Origin of the sequence: Rouxiella sp. Mn2063, from assembly GCF_049319665.1 — a bacterium.
In the GTDB taxonomy this organism is placed as follows: Bacteria; Pseudomonadota; Gammaproteobacteria; order Enterobacterales; family Enterobacteriaceae; genus JBMOUD01.
In genome coordinates, this window is the sequence record NZ_JBMOUD010000003.1 from 359,903 (window position 1) to 376,187 (window position 16,285).

General features: G+C 46.3%; 13 protein-coding genes. 5 read left to right on the forward strand and 8 right to left on the reverse strand.

Going from position 1 to position 16,285, the window contains the following annotated elements:
• Positions 1 to 10 precede the first annotated feature (10 nt).
• The 4 genes from arnF to ACL9RG_RS07110 all read left to right on the forward strand — a co-directional run bounded on the left by arnF (position 11) and on the right by ACL9RG_RS07110 (position 5,232).
• Positions 11 to 403 (forward strand): 4-amino-4-deoxy-L-arabinose-phosphoundecaprenol flippase subunit ArnF, encoded by a 393-nt coding sequence (gene arnF, locus ACL9RG_RS07095; RefSeq protein WP_422791890.1) that lies wholly within the window; start codon positions 11 to 13, stop codon positions 401 to 403.
• A gap of 237 nt (positions 404 to 640) precedes the next feature.
• On the forward strand, positions 641 to 1,120 hold the full coding sequence (locus ACL9RG_RS07100) for a C40 family peptidase (RefSeq protein WP_422791891.1): 480 nt from the start codon (positions 641 to 643) through the stop codon (positions 1,118 to 1,120).
• Between the two features lie 1,767 nt (positions 1,121 to 2,887).
• Entirely contained in the window at positions 2,888 to 3,616 is a 729-nt protein-coding gene (locus ACL9RG_RS07105; RefSeq protein WP_422791892.1) for an EAL domain-containing protein, read from the forward strand.
• A gap of 161 nt (positions 3,617 to 3,777) precedes the next feature.
• The gene (locus tag ACL9RG_RS07110) at positions 3,778 to 5,232 is read left to right on the forward strand and encodes a protein adenylyltransferase SelO (protein WP_422791893.1); all 1,455 of its coding nucleotides are present in this window, start codon (positions 3,778 to 3,780) and stop codon (positions 5,230 to 5,232) included.
• A 75-nt stretch (positions 5,233 to 5,307) separates the two neighbouring features.
• Here the strand turns inward: ACL9RG_RS07110 and ACL9RG_RS07115 are convergent, their stop codons facing one another.
• The 7 genes from ACL9RG_RS07115 to ppsR all read right to left on the reverse strand — a co-directional run bounded on the left by ACL9RG_RS07115 (position 5,308) and on the right by ppsR (position 11,744).
• Complete coding sequence (locus tag ACL9RG_RS07115) at positions 5,308 to 6,096, reverse strand: heme ABC transporter ATP-binding protein (RefSeq protein WP_422791894.1); 789 nt, start codon at positions 6,094 to 6,096, stop codon at positions 5,308 to 5,310.
• On the reverse strand, positions 6,089 to 7,117 hold the full coding sequence (locus tag ACL9RG_RS07120; RefSeq protein ID WP_422791895.1) for a FecCD family ABC transporter permease: 1,029 nt from the start codon (positions 7,115 to 7,117) through the stop codon (positions 6,089 to 6,091). The genes ACL9RG_RS07115 and ACL9RG_RS07120 overlap by 8 nt, the downstream gene beginning before the upstream one ends.
• Positions 7,114 to 7,947, reverse strand: a complete 834-nt coding sequence (locus ACL9RG_RS07125) for a heme/hemin ABC transporter substrate-binding protein (RefSeq protein WP_422791896.1) — start codon at positions 7,945 to 7,947, stop codon at positions 7,114 to 7,116. The genes ACL9RG_RS07120 and ACL9RG_RS07125 overlap by 4 nt, the downstream gene beginning before the upstream one ends.
• Complete coding sequence (locus ACL9RG_RS07130; protein WP_422791897.1) at positions 7,944 to 8,975, reverse strand: hemin-degrading factor; 1,032 nt, start codon at positions 8,973 to 8,975, stop codon at positions 7,944 to 7,946. The genes ACL9RG_RS07125 and ACL9RG_RS07130 overlap by 4 nt, the downstream gene beginning before the upstream one ends.
• A 281-nt stretch (positions 8,976 to 9,256) precedes the next feature.
• Complete coding sequence (hemP, locus tag ACL9RG_RS07135) at positions 9,257 to 9,430, reverse strand: hemin uptake protein HemP (RefSeq protein WP_422791977.1); 174 nt, start codon at positions 9,428 to 9,430, stop codon at positions 9,257 to 9,259.
• 259 nt (positions 9,431 to 9,689) lie between these two features.
• A complete protein-coding gene (locus ACL9RG_RS07140) occupies positions 9,690 to 10,736 on the reverse strand; it encodes a 3-deoxy-7-phosphoheptulonate synthase (protein ID WP_422791898.1) in 1,047 nt (348 codons plus the stop codon).
• A gap of 186 nt (positions 10,737 to 10,922) precedes the next feature.
• Positions 10,923 to 11,744, reverse strand: coding sequence for a posphoenolpyruvate synthetase regulatory kinase/phosphorylase PpsR (gene ppsR / locus ACL9RG_RS07145; protein ID WP_422791899.1), 822 nt, complete (start codon positions 11,742 to 11,744; stop codon positions 10,923 to 10,925).
• A gap of 466 nt (positions 11,745 to 12,210) precedes the next feature.
• Between ppsR and ppsA the strand changes: the two genes are divergently transcribed.
• Entirely contained in the window at positions 12,211 to 14,589 is a 2,379-nt protein-coding gene (ppsA, locus tag ACL9RG_RS07150) for a phosphoenolpyruvate synthase (protein WP_422791900.1), read from the forward strand.
• 386 nt (positions 14,590 to 14,975) lie between these two features.
• Here the strand turns inward: ppsA and ydiK are convergent, their stop codons facing one another.
• Positions 14,976 to 16,079 carry an AI-2E family transporter YdiK gene (gene ydiK, locus ACL9RG_RS07155; protein WP_422791901.1) on the reverse strand — a complete coding sequence of 368 codons (1,104 nt, stop codon included), beginning with the start codon at positions 16,077 to 16,079 and terminating at the stop codon, positions 14,976 to 14,978.
• Positions 16,080 to 16,285: the final 206 nt, after the last annotated feature.

A 16,285-nucleotide genomic window follows, 5' to 3' on the forward strand; every position in this document is an offset into this window, starting at 1 on the left:
GTAGCAATCAATGAAAGGTTACTTGTGGAGTGGTTGTAGTTTACTACTGGTCAGTGCTGCGCAACTGTTGATGAAGTGGGGAATGATACATCTTCCTCTCTTTTCTCTCGCCGATCTGAATCTCGCTTTTGTTGTTAACAACATCACCGCGATACTGGTCGTGGGGGCAGGGATTGCTGGTTACGGGATTTCTATGCTGTGCTGGTTCTTTGCATTGCGTATTTTACCGCTGAACCGGGCCTATGCGCTGTTGAGCTTAAGCTACGCGTTGGTCTATCTGGGGGCAGTTTGCTTACCTTGGTTTAATGAACCAACCTACTGGCTGAAGACGCTCGGCGCGATTTCTATCATGCTGGGTGTCTGGTTGATTCATAGCAAACCTGCTGCCACACCTGCGAATTAATGCCTTTCTAATATTCTGCAATTTTGTTCAAGTCGGCGAATCGCCGACTTTCTCTCGTTATTATGTCCTGTGTTTTTTATAGATATTATGTATATTTACATTTTCGTCGGCGATTTTTATTGGATGGCGGATAAAATAACGTTAGATTCTTTTAATCTATAGATAACGGTAAGTTACCTTCTTAGCTAGAGCTACTGGCAGCGTTTCGCAAAGAAAAAGGAAAAGGAAGTAAAGTCGATGCACAAGCGTACAGGTCTGTTCTACTCTTTTTTAGTGCTATTCGCCCTGGTTCTCAGTGGTTGTAGTAGTCATGCTCCGCTCCCTAGCGGGAACATGGCTAACTCTGGACATGTGGTTAAACAACTCAATGCCCAATTGAGCCAATGGCGTGGCGCGCCTTATCGTTATGGTGGGTTAGAGCGTAGCGGTGTAGATTGCTCTGGTTTTGTGTTCCGTACTTACCGCGATCGCTTTGGTATTGTGTTGCCCAGGACAACGATCGCTCAAACTAAACTGGGAACCAAAGTCTCGCGTAAAGAGTTATTACCCGGTGATTTAGTCTTCTTCAAAACGGGTGAAGGAGAATATGGGTTGCATGTAGGCATCTATGATAACAATGGAAAATTCATTCATGCTTCAACCAGCCGTGGGGTGATCCGCTCCTCGTTAGATAATGTCTATTGGCGTAAAACTTATTGGCAGGCCCGCAGAATATAATGTCAATTCGTTAGGTTTAAATTTTCGGTACTCCTCTATCTCTATCGCCCTTCGATGTGAGGGCGACTCGATCATTTTGTAATTTGACCGGGAAGTGAGTACAAGCGTTGCCTCTCTCACCTTATCACCTGCCGCCGGCCTAATTTCTGTAGCGAAAACCTAGATACCATAACAAGTGATGTGTCGTGCAATATAAGATTTTTATTGTTCGTCAAAGAGAAGACTATTACGGAAATGGTTCGCAATAGTTTTAATAATGAATGATGTATTACTTTTTATTATTCATCTATTAATTATTTTTATAACAAAAATCTTACCAAGCTGTTCGTAATTCGATCTAAATGGCAATCGCTGCTTATAATAGATGGCATGCTAAGAGCAGATAAGAAATCATACCTTTATATTTAATTAGATAAATTTATTGGGATTGATGTCGATAACTACTTAAATAACTAATTTTTACGGGTTCAAGATGGTTTCATTTGATAAATAGTTTGTTTCAATAGCATGCTTAAATTTTTGTTATATTCACTTTGTTTAATTGCTTTGAAATCAAACAATTGCTTTGTTTTTGTTCGTTTGTTGTTGGTTTTTTAATTGCTCAATTAATCGTGAAATAAAAAACACAAAATAGTGAAGAAATTCGTATGACATTTTTAAAAGCGACTATAGTGAAAGAGTGCTAATGAAAAGTTAATAGGTATGGCTTGTATATCCATCAAAAATATTAAGGTTAATTCACTTTAACCTTGATGTGGGGGTGTATTTGCCTCATAGAATGCTTGATAGCATGTTGAAAATTTATATGCGATCAAAAATATCAAGTCTGGCTTACGACTTTTGTTCTCTAACTCGACCGACCCCTGGCTCAATTTGGCGGTTGAAGATTGTATTTTTCGACTAATGGGCTAGGCAGCGCATTCTCTTTTTGTGACGCAAACCTTGGTCATTGGGCTGGGACAGAGTCTATGTAAAGCGTGCAATCTCGGTCGTATGTAGTAAGACGGTCTTTTTGCTCAACAGCAAAAAGAGTTGAGAGGGCTATCGAGATGGTGAATCGAGCGCATTCAATAGACCTAGCCGTAAATAGATTACGTGTTTTTCGATTCTCTGTTTCTCAAATATTGCGACATTTATTTTGTAAATAAACATTTTTCACTGGCTTTACCCTAACACGCCATTGGACTAATCTTAGGGAGTGTTCAGAAAGTTTAAAGTTTCGCAATGCGAGTGATTTTCATCCGCTGGTTATATTTTAACTATCAGTTGGTTAGGTGTGATGTAAGGAAGTCAAAATTTAAGACATTGCCCAATAGCGCTGTGGATGAATTTTTTTACAAAATGCCCCAACGTTGCTGATTTATGACTACTATTTATTGCCCCACCTGATTGGACGATCTCCGAGGGCCGTTCGTGAGGCAAAGAAGCGGTAATGTGAAGGCGTATTTTTATGAATATATGTTATTAAGGTATGATTTTAATGCATTTAGAAGCATGTTTGATGAACGCTGCGTTTGTGGCTGAAGTGGATGTGAATGATGTTATGTGTGTTTTTATACTCTACCAATGATTGTTGAACTGTAGGTGTTCATTCAAAAGCTTGGTGCTACTTTTTGAGCATACTGGCATTGTACACCAAACTGGATTGGTTCTTTTATATCTGTTTTGACCTAGGTAGCGATTCCGTAGGAAAAACACTATCTATGTAGCAAGAGTCAATCGAGAGGCTTTTCAACAATGTTGTGCCGTTTACGTATTGGAAAATAAATGAGAATACAATTCGATGCGGCCTTTAACAGCAGCTACCTTTGTCAGCCTATCTATTCGAGAGGCGGTGAATTATTAGCAGTGGAACTAATTTGTCGTTTTGTTAACACAGATAGCAAGCTGGTTATGCCAACAGAATTAGTTTTAAATCTTTTAAGTTCGCAGCAACGCTATACCTTTTTACAAGAGCAAATTGCTTGGGCCACGCAGCAAGCTGCATGGTTTGAGAGCAATAAAGTGAGTCTCAATATCACGATTGAAGATAAATTAGCGAATTTAGTGATTGAATACCCGGAGTTGAAAGAGGCGCTAAAAGCGCTGCCTTTTGTGAATGTTAATGTGAGCGAGTCGTTTCCTGAGTTTTCGTTGGGGAGGAAGAACAAAAGGTTAACGGAGATAAACCAAAGTTTTTCTCTCTGGTTAGAAGGTTTCGGTTCCGGTAATGGCAACATGGCCCCGATCTTCGATGGGATGTTTAGCTGGGTTAAATTGGATAAGAACTTTTTTTGGCGGCTTTATGCTGGAGAAAACTTCGCAGTTATATTGCCTTCGCTACTGAGAAATGTTCATCGTTTTTGCCGAAATGTCGTCATCGATGGTTTAGATACTGCTGAGTATTTATCCGCCGTCTATGACACGGATATTCAGGGAGTAAAAGGTTTACTATGGCCAGGCGTTGAGCCAGCACTATTAGATAGCCTTTTAGCCCGCCCGCCTGAGTTCCATTAAGCCATAAGCTAACGCCGGCAGTCTTTCTGCCGGTTTGCTACTTGATAAGTCGAGTTATTAGCAAGCGCCTTGGCCACATGATAGGCATAAAGGTGATATCCCTGTTATTCGTCGGTGTTAATCCTGCACGTCGCGTTCTACACTGGCTGCAAGGGGGGCTTATGCCGCAATTTGAACACCATTATTTTGATCAGTTACCCGGTTTTTATACCGAGCTCAATCCTACGCCACTTAAAGGTAGCCGATTGTTTTATCACAGTCAGCCATTGGCTCAAGAGTTGGGCTTGGATGCTGCACTTTTTGCTGAAGATCATCGCGAATATTGGTGCGGTGAGCGATTTTTCCCTGGCATGAAGCCATTGGCCCAAGTGTACAGTGGCCATCAGTTTGGCGTGTGGGCGGGGCAGCTAGGAGACGGCCGAGGTATTCTTCTGGGAGAGCAAAAACTCTCAGATGGCCGTTATGTTGACTGGCATCTAAAAGGCGCTGGGCTGACGCCATACTCTCGTATGGGAGATGGACGGGCGGTATTGCGTTCAGTGATACGAGAATTTTTAGCCTCAGAAGCTTTACATCACCTCTCTATTCCAACCACGCGTGCGCTCACAATCTCTACCAGCGATGAGCCGGTGTTCCGCGAACAACCAGAACGCGGTGCAATGTTGATTCGTGTAGCAGAAAGTCACGTTAGATTTGGGCATTTTGAACATTTTTATTACCGCAAACAGCCAGAACAAGTACAACAACTGGCCGACTATGTTATTGCTCATCATTGGCCTGAGCTCGTCAATCTGACAGCTACACCGGCCGAGCGTTATACGCTGTGGTTTAAAGATGTGGTTGAACGTACCGCGCGTCTGATAGCACAATGGCAATGTGTTGGATTCGCTCACGGCGTAATGAACACCGATAATATGTCGATTCTTGGCCTAACTATCGATTTTGGTCCTTACGGTTTTCTCGATGATTACCAGCCCGGCCATATCTGTAACCATTCCGATCATCAAGGGCGTTATAGCTTTGATAATCAGCCCGCGGCAGCCTATTGGAATTTGCATCGGCTGGCCCAAGCACTATCTGGGCTAATGAGTACAGAGCAACTAGAATCAGCGCTCAATGCTTATGAACCGGCATTGATGGCAACTTATGGTCAGACAATGCGTAACAAGCTGGGCTTTTTCACTCAAAGCAAACAGGATAACGACATCCTTACCGGCCTGTTGAGCATGATGGAGAATGAGGGGAGAGATTACACCCGGACTTTCCGCCTGCTCAGTGATGTTGAGCAACAGCAGCAAAACACTGCTTTACGCGATGATTTTATCGACCGTGATGCGTTTGACCGCTGGTACCAGGATTATCGCCAGCGCTTACAGCAAGAAAATGTGGATGATGCAACTCGCCAACAGGCGATGAAAAAAGCCAATCCGCGGATCATATTGCGTAACTATCTGGCACAACAAGCCATTGAAAAAGCCGAGCAGGACGATGTCAGTGCACTGGCCCAACTACACCAGGCGCTGTGTAATCCTTTTAGCGATGCAGCTGAGTATGATGCGATGGCGGCATTGCCGCCAGATTGGGGTAAGCATTTAGAAATATCTTGTTCTAGCTAGTCGTTGAGCCAGATAGGGTGGAGAAGCAGGGCGTGAAACGTGGGATGACACGTTACAACGCTCTGCTTTTTTATGTTATTGACGCAAAAAAACCTGAGGGACCAAGCTATCAGGATGATGCCCAACATGAAGATCCGCTTGATACCAGCGCTGTAAAATATCGGTTTGCATTACTTCGGCCGGCGTTCCGGTTGCCACTAACCGTCCTTGGTGCATTAACAGCACGCGATCGGCGTAGAGTGAAGCTAGATTGAGATCATGCAATACGCAGCAGACGCCCAATTGTCGCTCACGGGTCAAACGGTGTAACAGGCGCAGGCTGTGCTGCTGATGATAAAGATCCAATGCCGACGTGGGTTCATCAAGGAATAACCAACGTGGTTCAGGTTCTGGATGCCATAACTGAATTAACACCCTTGCCAATTGCACCCGCTGCTGTTCCCCGCCTGAAAGCTGCCGATAATCACGATCGGCGAAAGCCACGCAGTCTGTTTCAGTCATCACTTGCCGCAGTGCCTGCTGGAGATGGCGATTGCCGTGAGGAGATCGTCCTAACGTTATCACCTCACGTACACTAAATCCAAAAGCCATATGATTGCTTTGGCGCATCACGGCCCGAGTTCTGGCAAGTTCAAAGGCTGTCCAACTGCTCATGGGTTTGCCAGATAGCGAACATTGCCCAGTCGACGGCGTGAGATAACCGGTCAGCAATTTCATCAGCGTTGATTTACCTGCGCCATTTGGGCCAATCAGCGCGACCATTTCGCCACTGTTAATATGTACGGAAATCTGATCAATGAGTTGCCGCTCACCTGCGTGATAGCTCAAGTTATTGCCGCGCAACGTCTGAGATTCATCACTCATTTTGGCTCCTGGTCGGGCGGAGTATCAGCCACAAGAAATAAGGGCCGCCGAGCAGACTGGTAATTAATCCAACTGGCATCTCGGCGGGGGCAACCAACGTGCGGGCAAGGGTGTCGGCCAGTAATAGCAGGCAAGCCCCGCCAAGTGCTGCGCCTGGCAGCAGCCAACGATGATCGGGACCAACGCGCATACGTAAAAGATGGGGAACGACTAAGCCGATAAAGCCAATAATCCCACTGATTGCCACCGATGTTCCGACCAACAAGGCGCTGATCAGTAACAATTTGATTTGTGTTCGGCGCACATTTAATCCGAGATAATGGGCATCTTCTTCGCCCAATTGCAGCAAGTTAAGTTGGCGTGCCAGTGTTAATGCCCAAATGCTGGCAGGCAGAATCAACGTCACGGCAAGCGCTAAACTTGGCCATTGTGCCTGACCGAGGCTGCCCATGCTCCATAGTGAAAACTGGCGTAACTGGCTATCATCGCTGACGTAGGTGAGCACACCGATTGCCGCACCGCATAATGCATTGATAGCAATACCCGCTAATAACAGACGCGACAGGCTGTTTTTGCCACTTCGACTTAGCAAAAAGACGATACCAGCGACTACCAGACTGCCGACAAATGCTCCGAACATATGTCCATAAAGTGCCAACATTGGCGGCAGGGAGAAGGGCATAACAATTAATAAAGCAACGAATAGCGCGGCACCGCTGCTGATCCCAAGCAGTCCGGGATCGGCCAGCGGGTTACGAAAAACGCCTTGCATCACGGCGCCCGAACTGGCGAGCGCCCAACCGACAACAACGGCTAACAATACGCGTGGCAAGCGAATAGTGAGCCACACTTGCCATAGATCCTGATCCAGCGGGTGTTTCCACAGCGTGACAAAGGAGAGCGACAGTGCCCCAGTATTGACTGCTGCTAGCATTAGTGCGAGCAACAGTAATACCAACAACGCTATCGACCAATATTGCGGTGCGATGCGAATCGGTTCTCGCGTATTGATATCACTCATTTTACCTGTTCCATCGCCTGACGGAGTTTAGCCAGTACGGCTGGCGTTTGCAGGCCGAAGCCAAGCAACGCCATATCGTCAACCACCAATGCGCGTTTGTGTTTCCCCGCAGGTGTTAATGCCAGGCCAGGGAGCTTCCAAACTTGATCGATACCGCCTAGCGCTTTTACGCCATCGGTAGTCAATAACAGCAAGTCAGGTGCGCTAGCCAAGGTGCCTTCTTGGGAGAGTGGACGATAATGTGAGAAGCCTTGCATAGCGTTTTTGCCGCCGGCGGCAGTAATGATCGCATCGGCAGCGGTATCCTGCCCGGCTGCCATTGATGTCATGCCGCTGTAGCTCATTACAAACATCACTTTAACCGGTAAAGGCGTCTTTGCTACGGCTTGTAATTGCTGACGATAATCCGCAATCAGCTTCTCACCCTGTGCCTTGCGGTTAAGGGCATCTGCAATCACCGTGATTTTTTCCGGCACGGCATCCAGCGATGCGGTACCGGGAACGCGAACCACCTTGACCCCTTTTTGCTCTTCAATCTGCTGCAATACCAATGAAGGCTCAGCTAAATTGCTGCTTAATAGCAATGAAGGTTTCATCGCCAAAATGCCTTCAGTATTGAGCTGGCGCATATAGCCAACATTAGGCAATTTTTTGACTTCAGGCGGCTGTTCGCTGGTACTGTCGCGGGCAACCACTTCATTACCTGCGCCGAGTGCATAGACAATTTCGGTCACATCTCCGCCAATACTTACCACTCTTTCTGCTTGGGCGTATTGGGGTAAAATAACCAATGCAAGTGCGCCTAAAATAAACCGCGCGTTCAATTTCATGCCGCCACTCCTTCACGGCTCAATGCGGTGATTTGCTCACGCCATTGAGTTTGTTCATGAGTGCCTTCAGTGCGCTGACCAAATAGTTGGGCAATTTGGCTACCGTCTGCGGCAAAAATTTCCAGGCTAGTGACAAAACCATCTTTTGTCGGTTTACGGGTGACCCAACTTTCTGCGATCGCGCTTTCCACCACGTGTAAAGTGAAATCGGTATTGAAGACATTCGTCCATTCGCCGTGCGGCATCACTTTTTCAATTTTGCCGGTAAAGATTTGCACACAACCTGGATTGCTGACGAAAATCATGATCTCATTTTGCGCGTCACGAGCGGCATTCAGCACCGCTGTTAACGAACCGTTGTCGACCTGATAAGCCAAGTCTTCACCGACAGCGCGGAACGCCTGCTGGCGGCTCACATTATGACGCTTGAGCAGTTGGAAGAATTGGTGCACATCGGTCATTGCGCGCCATTCTTCGTCCAGCGTCGCGAGATTGCCAGCTTCAGTCTGCACCGGTTTGCTTGGTGCAGACAATGCTAGCGGCAGATTTTCATGGTCGGTGTATTGTTCTACTAATGCGTGCCAAACGGCTAGGTCGGTTTCATCAGTGGTATAGACCTTATGCAGGGCATCACCGCTGTTATCGAAGAATTGTAGGCTATGGCGAACGCCACGTGGGCTCTCTTCGCTAAGCGCAAACACGTATTTCCAGTTATGTAAGAACAAACGTAAATCCAGCGCACGTGGATTGAGGATCAGCCCAGCGTGACCACCTAGTTGTTGATTTTGATAGCGACCAACTTGCTCATGCACGGCATATTCATTACGGGTAATCGATTTAGTCTTACCTACATTTTCTAATGCAGCCAGCAGAGTTCTTACCTCAACGTTTAGGCGTTTTGCACCATTTCCAACACGCAAGAATGTCAGTTGGGCTTCGCTGATAGCCAGTATTGCGGCCAAATCACGGGCATATTTCCCAGGGTTGTTTTCTTTGGCTTGTACATAATCGTTGTAGGTGACAGTCATAATATCGGTTCCTCGTTAATCAGCCAGCATCAGCCGGACTCTTGGTATTTTCTGTGTGTGTTTCTACGTTCGGGAGACAATGGGTAGTAGAAATTAATCTATCCCGTCATCCATCAAGATTCCGGATTGTCTCCTACCTTCATCTTGAAGTTGATTGGGTATATAAAGAGCTGCTGGCTGCCTTGATCATCGGACCTGGGTGGCTGGCATAACGTCACTAGCTTATGGATTGCCAGCATATCGATGACTAGCAATAGTATGCGTGACGTTAGTCACCTCGATCATTTAGTTAGTATAAGTTTCCCTGCTTTAGTCTGGCGTAGCATATAGCGCTGGCCCTGGTGAATGATGATTGTCATCCCACTCGCGCCTAATAGCTCTGCGCTATTGATACAGTTTTCATTGTTTGCATGGTGTAGGAGGGAAGACGAAGTATCACAAACAGTCTCTTCCAATGATGTGAGTGGAGTCTTATCATTCATTTTTATAAGGGTAATGTAAATCAATATCATTGTGATAATGATTATCAATTCATTGCTGGGGCACATCAAGAAAAATTTGAGCAGGGAAGAGGGAAATAGCGCGATTCGGCGAGGGAATAATCAACAGAACGATAATTGTCCATGTTTTGAATAATGATATTGCTCGGTATTTATTGGTACGATACCCGGAAATTAGGGATTCCCCGGGTATCGATACTAGGGCTTGTAACGATTAACGTTGTGTAGCTACTGCCTCGTCTAACATAGCAAGCAGTGTTTCGGTGTCATCCCAACTTAAGCAAGGGTCGGTGATAGATTTGCCATAAGTTAATGGTTGTCCTGCGGTGATGGCTTGTGTGCCTTCTTGCAAGAAACTTTCCGCCATGACACCCGCAATGGCTTGCGAACCATTGCGAATTTGTTGACAGATGTCAGCTGCGACATCTAATTGACGGCGATGCTGTTTCTGGCAATTGCCATGGCTGAAATCGACCACCAAACGCTGTGGTAAATCAAATTGGGCAAGGTTGTCACAGGCGGCAGCAATGTGCTCAGCATGGTAGTTAGGCGTTTTGCCTCCACGCAAAATAACATGGCCAGCCGGGTTACCTGTGGTGCGGTAAACGGTCATTTGGCCATTTTTATCTGGTGAGAGGAACATATGGCTAACGCGCGATGCGCGGATAGCATCAATAGCAATGCGCGTATTGCCATCGGTACCATTTTTAAAACCTACCGGGCAGGAAAGGGCAGAAGCCATTTCCCTGTGAATTTGGCTTTCAGTCGTACGCGCACCGATAGCTCCCCAACTGATCAAATCAGCAAGATATTGGCCGATGACCATATCCAAAAATTCAGTGGCGGTCGGTAAGCCCATTTCATTAATGGCCAGCAGAACCTGACGTGCGAGCTGAATACCGTGATTAATGCGATAGCTGCCATCTAAGTCAGGATCGGAGATCAGACCTTTCCAGCCCACAACGGTACGCGGTTTTTCAAAATAGGTGCGCATCACGATTTCAAGGTTGCCTTGATAACGCTGGCGTAAAACATTTAAACGCTCAGCGTAGTCAACGGCGGCATCAATATCATGAATTGAGCAAGGGCCAATGACCACCAACAAACGGTTATCTTCACCGCTGATTATTTTTTCAATGCGTTGGCGTGCAGAGGTAACATTTTCGACGATGTTGGTAGAAAGTGGGTATTTATCTGCCAGTGCCTGAGGCGTGATCAGGCTATCGATGCGCGTCGTACGCAGTTCATCTGTTTGTGACATGAGGGGTCTCTAAAAAATTTCTTCTACGGCCGAAGTACCGGGAAGTGATGACGATCACAATAACTCAAAACAGGAGCAATTCAACTATTGATAGCCGTTTCTGTCAGCAAAATAGACCAGTATCAACATAATAAATCTGCTGATACTGTCTATTTATCTTGCCGCTAGTGTAATCGAGTGAAAACATCAGAACATTCTGCGATTCATTCCAAAACTGTCGACGATTTTTGCGGCGATCTCTTCAACCGAGTAGTTGGTGCTATTGAGATAGCGGATCTGATTTTTCCTAAACAGAGCTTCGACTTCAGACACTTCAAGACGACATTGACGCAAAGAGGCATAGCGACTGTTTTCTACACGCTCCTGGCGAATAGCGGTTAAACGCTCTGGATTGATCGTCAGTCCAAATAATTTGTTTTGAAAAGGTTTAAGCGCTGCGGGTAATTGCAGATTATCCATATCATCAGCAGTAAAAGGATAGTTGGCCGCACGAATGCCAAATTGCAGTGCGAGATAAAGGCTGGTCGGTGTTTTACCGCAGCGAGATACGCCAAGTAAGATAACTTGTGCTTCTTCAAGATTGCGCAAAGAAATGCCGTCATCATGTGCCAGCGTGTAATCAATGGCCGCGATACGAGCGTCGTATTTACTGAGGTTGCTGGCAGTCAGCCCGTGAGTACGGTTAGCGCCTGGGGTCGGCTCGAGCCCTAGCTCATTTTGCAGGGGGGCGACCAGCGATTGTACGATGTCCTGACAAAATCCCTCGCTGCCGGCAATAATTGAGCGCACTTCTGGCGAAATAATCGAATAAAACACTAATGGGCGGATGCCTGTTTTGGCATAGATGTCATTTATCTGTTGGCAAACGGCTTTGGCACGCCCTTCGTTTTCTACAAACGGCAGAGAAAAGCTGGTGGCATTGATCGGGAATTGTGACAACACCGCATGGCCAAGTACTTCAGCAGTAATTGCTGTGCCGTCAGAAATATAAAATACGCACCTATCCAATTGATTCTCCATAATTTTATTTGGTTTTTAGTACTGTGATTGATATTGATGATTCATGTCAGCACAGACACGCGAAATGCATTATTGAGCCCAGATAAATTTACGTGAAATAGCCCACAATTCCCACGTAAATAATGGAATGATATTTTAATTTCATCACAACGTCTTTAAGATATTACTTAGCTTTCAGCAACGCGTCAGCATATAGCGTAATATCGTTTTTTTATTAAAAACCACCTCTATTATTGTCTGATTTGTAAGGGGAATATGGTTTTATCTGTGATTGATTGATAACGCCGTTGGTTGAATTGCCCCGGCTAAAAAAATATTGAATTGCTGGATCGATTCACTAGTCTCAAAGATGGAAAACATTATGGTAGTCTCAAATGACTGTTTTGGTCAGTTAACTACCATATTGATATTTTGTCTTAATCAATCGCAGTTAGAATTTTTAAAGGACTGTTTCATGGCTACTCTTGAACCCGATTTGCGCAATGTTATTTGGTACAACCAACTAGGTATGCACGATGTTGATAAAGTCGGGGGCAAAAATGCATCCCTCGGCGAGATGATCACCAACCTGTCGGATTTAGGTGTTTCCGTTCCTAACGGCTTTGCTACATCTTCCCAAGCGTTTAATGATTTTCTCGATCAAAGTGGCGTGAATAATCGTATCTATGCGTTGTTGGATCAAATCGACATCGACGATATTGGGCAATTAGCCAAGGCTGGCGCACAAATTAGACAATGGATTGTTGAGACGCCTTTCCAGGCGAGTCTGGAAAATGATATCCGTGAAGCTTATCAGCAACTTGCTGAAGGTGAGCCGGATGCTTCTTTTGCTGTGAGATCTTCTGCAACCGCTGAAGATATGCCGGATGCGTCTTTTGCAGGTCAGCAAGAAACCTTCCTTAACGTGCAGGGCTTTGATGCCATCTTAGTGGCGGTGAAGCATGTGTATGCTTCGTTGTTTAACGACCGGGCAATCTCTTATCGTGTGCACCAAGGTTATGATCACCGTGGTGTTGCACTTTCTGCTGGCATACAGCGCATGGTGCGTTCTGACCTTGCAGCTGCTGGTGTAATGTTCACTATTGATACTGAATCAGGCTTTGATCAGGTGGTATTTATCACCTCAGCTTATGGACTTGGAGAGATGGTGGTTCAAGGTGCCGTTAACCCTGACGAATTCTACGTCCATAAACCTACGCTGGCTAAAAACAAACCTGCAATTGTTCGCCGCACGATGGGATCGAAAAAAATCCGCATGGTGTACGCACCGAGCCAGGAGCACGGCAAACAGGTACAAATCGAAGATGTGCCAGAAGCGCTGAGCCAGCGTTTCTCTTTGACCGATGATGAGATCCAGTCTTTAGCCAAACAGGCGCTATTGATTGAAAAACATTATGGCCGTCCGATGGATATCGAATGGGCGAAAGATGGTCACAATGGCAAGCTCTACATTGTGCAGGCGCGCCCAGAGACCGTGCGCTCAAATGGTCAGGTGATGGAGCGTTATCAGCTGAGTTCGCGCGGCAATGTGCTGGTGGAAGGGCGCGCGATCGGTCACCGCATCGGCGCTGGCCCGGTGAAAATCATTCACAACATCAGTGAAATGCATCTTGTTCAGCCGGGCGATGTGTTGGTCACCGATATGACTGACCCAGACTGGGAACCTATCATGAAAAAGGCTGCCGCGATTGTCACTAATCGTGGGGGGCGTACCTGCCATGCGGCTATTATCGCGCGTGAGTTGGGGATCCCAGCCGTGGTGGGTTGTGGTGATGCAACCGAACGTCTGCAAGAGAACCAGAATGTCACGGTTTCTTGCTCAGAAGGCGATACGGGCTATATCTATCAAGACCTGATTGACTTCAAAATACAAAGCTCTGAGGTCAGTGAACTTCCAGAGTTACCGTTGAAAATTATGATGAACATCGGTAACCCGGATCGTGCTTTTGACTTTGCTTGTTTGCCAAACGAAGGCGTGGGCCTTGCACGTTTGGAATTCATCATCAACCGTATGATCGGCGTTCACCCTAAAGCCCTGTTAGAATTTGATAAACAGGAGCCGGCGCTGCAGGAAGAGATTACTAAGTTAATCCAAGGTTATGACAGCCCGAGAGAGTACTATGTTGCGCGCCTGACCGAAGGCATTGCGACATTAGGGGCGGCATTCTGGCCTAAACGCGTGATCGTCCGCTTGTCTGACTTCAAATCTAATGAGTACGCCAACCTGGTTGGCGGTGAGCGTTATGAGCCGCACGAAGAGAACCCAATGCTTGGTTTCCGTGGCGCTGGTCGTTATGTCTCTGACAACTTCCGCGATTGCTTCGCTTTAGAATGTGAAGCGATGAAACGGGTACGTAATGATATGGGATTGACCAACGTTGAGGTAATGATCCCGTTCGTCCGTACGGTTGCTCAGGCAGAAGCGGTGGTTGCGGAATTGGCGAACCAAGGGCTTAAGCGTGGTGAGAACGGTTTGAAAGTCATTATGATGTGTGAGATCCCATCGAATGCCTTATTGGCCGATCAATTCCTTGAGCACTTCGATGGCTTCTCTATCGGCTCAAATGATATGACACAACTTACCCTCGGATTAGATCGCGATTCTGGCGTGGTTTCTGAGTTGTTTGATGAGCGCAATGAAGCAGTAAAAGCGCTACTTTCACTAGCAATTCAAGGCGCGAAGAAACAGGGCAAATACGTTGGTATTTGTGGGCAAGGGCCTTCTGATCATCAAGATTTCGCGATTTGGTTGATGGAGCAGGGCATCGATAGCTTGTCGCTTAACCCAGATACTGTGGTACAGACTTGGTTAGCGTTGGCCGACGTAAAGTAATAGTAAGCTCCAGATTTCTCTGGTGAGCCGTTAAAGCCGCATCTTAGGTTGCGGCTTTTTTATTGGCAGGCTGCTGACGCAACCTATAGATATGGGGGCATAAAAAAGGCAAAAAAAAAGCCTATCGTAGAAGATAGGCAAAGACTACACACAGCAATTTCGGGTATGCAGGCAATGGGGGGAAGCCTGCATATACATAATGGGGTTGAAATCCGAATTGTTAATAAGGATAAGGTGTAGTTATCGCGGCGTCTGTCAGAATTGTCTCAATAACAAAGGGTTGATGAAAATAAAACGACGGGAAGGTAGCGAAATGAAGAAACAGCACTAAAGGTTAAACGTGGCACTAACCAAAATACTGCTGATTAGTGCCAGGATAGGTGAGGTTACTCGTCAATCAATTTAGTAATATCTTCTATTTCTGTTTGTGGCTCAGGCGCTTCGTGTACCCACAAAGAGATCAGTCGATAAGACACAGCCAGCACCACGGGACCAATAAACAAACCAATCATCCCGAAAGCGAACAGGCCACCGATAACCCCCGAAAGAATGAGCAACATCGGTAAATCTGCACCCATGCGGATCAACACCGGGCGCAGCACGCTATCTAATGAGCCAACAACACAGCTCCAAATTAGCAGTACAGTGCCCCAAGTATTATCGCCGGACCAATACAACCAGATAATGGCCGGGATCAGTACCAACAGTGGGCCAATTTGTGCCACACAACAGATAAACATCACCACGGTCAATATTGTCGCGTAAGGAATACCTGCCAGCGCCAAGCCAAGGCCGCCTAATACTGATTGGACGATAGCAGTAACAACGACGCCCAGTGCTACTGCACGGATGGCTTGCCCGGCGAGCACGACAGCCGCATCACCACGCTCACCAGCCAGACGCATCGCAAAATGACGGAATCCCATACCGACTTGTTCACCGCGGCTATAGAGCAGCGCGCTGAATAACAGCATTAAAGAACAGTGCAGCACAAAACGCCCAAGATGTGCGGCCTGTGAAACAAACCAACCGGCGGTTTGTCCTACGTAAGGCTGTACTTTAGCCATCAATGCGCTGCCCCCGCTATTAATCAGCGCGTGCCAGCCGCTATAGGCTTTGTCGCCAACCAGTGGAATAGATTCTAACCACGCGAGGTCCGGGAAGTGTAATTTAGAGGGGTCGCTGGCCATTTTGACTAACGGCACGCCGTTCTCAATCGCACTGTTGATAAGTAGCGCAATGGGTAAAACAAATAACAAAATCAACAGTAGCGTCATGACGATAACCGCCAGAATACGACGTCCCCACAGTATTCTCTGCAGTCTTATCATCAGCGGCCAGGTGGCGATAACCACCATGCCTGCCCAGGCGAAGCCAAGGATAAAAGGTTGAATAATCCATATGCTGGCGATGGTCATCAAAGAGATAAACAGCACACCAAAAATGATCTGTAGTAAGTCGTAACGTTTATTGCTACTCGGGAGATTCATCGGTCATTCTCGTATGAAAAATAGAGCAAATGGCAATTATCTGCCGGTGTAATGATAAGGACACGTTTTTCGTATTGCTAAGGATGCAACATTATAGATTTTTTTACAGGGCATTATGCATTTTGTTGTTGTTTACATCTTTATGTCTATACAGACGCAGCGCGAGAAAACGAAGTATGTTAGTTTTTATGCTGTTTAAGGAATAG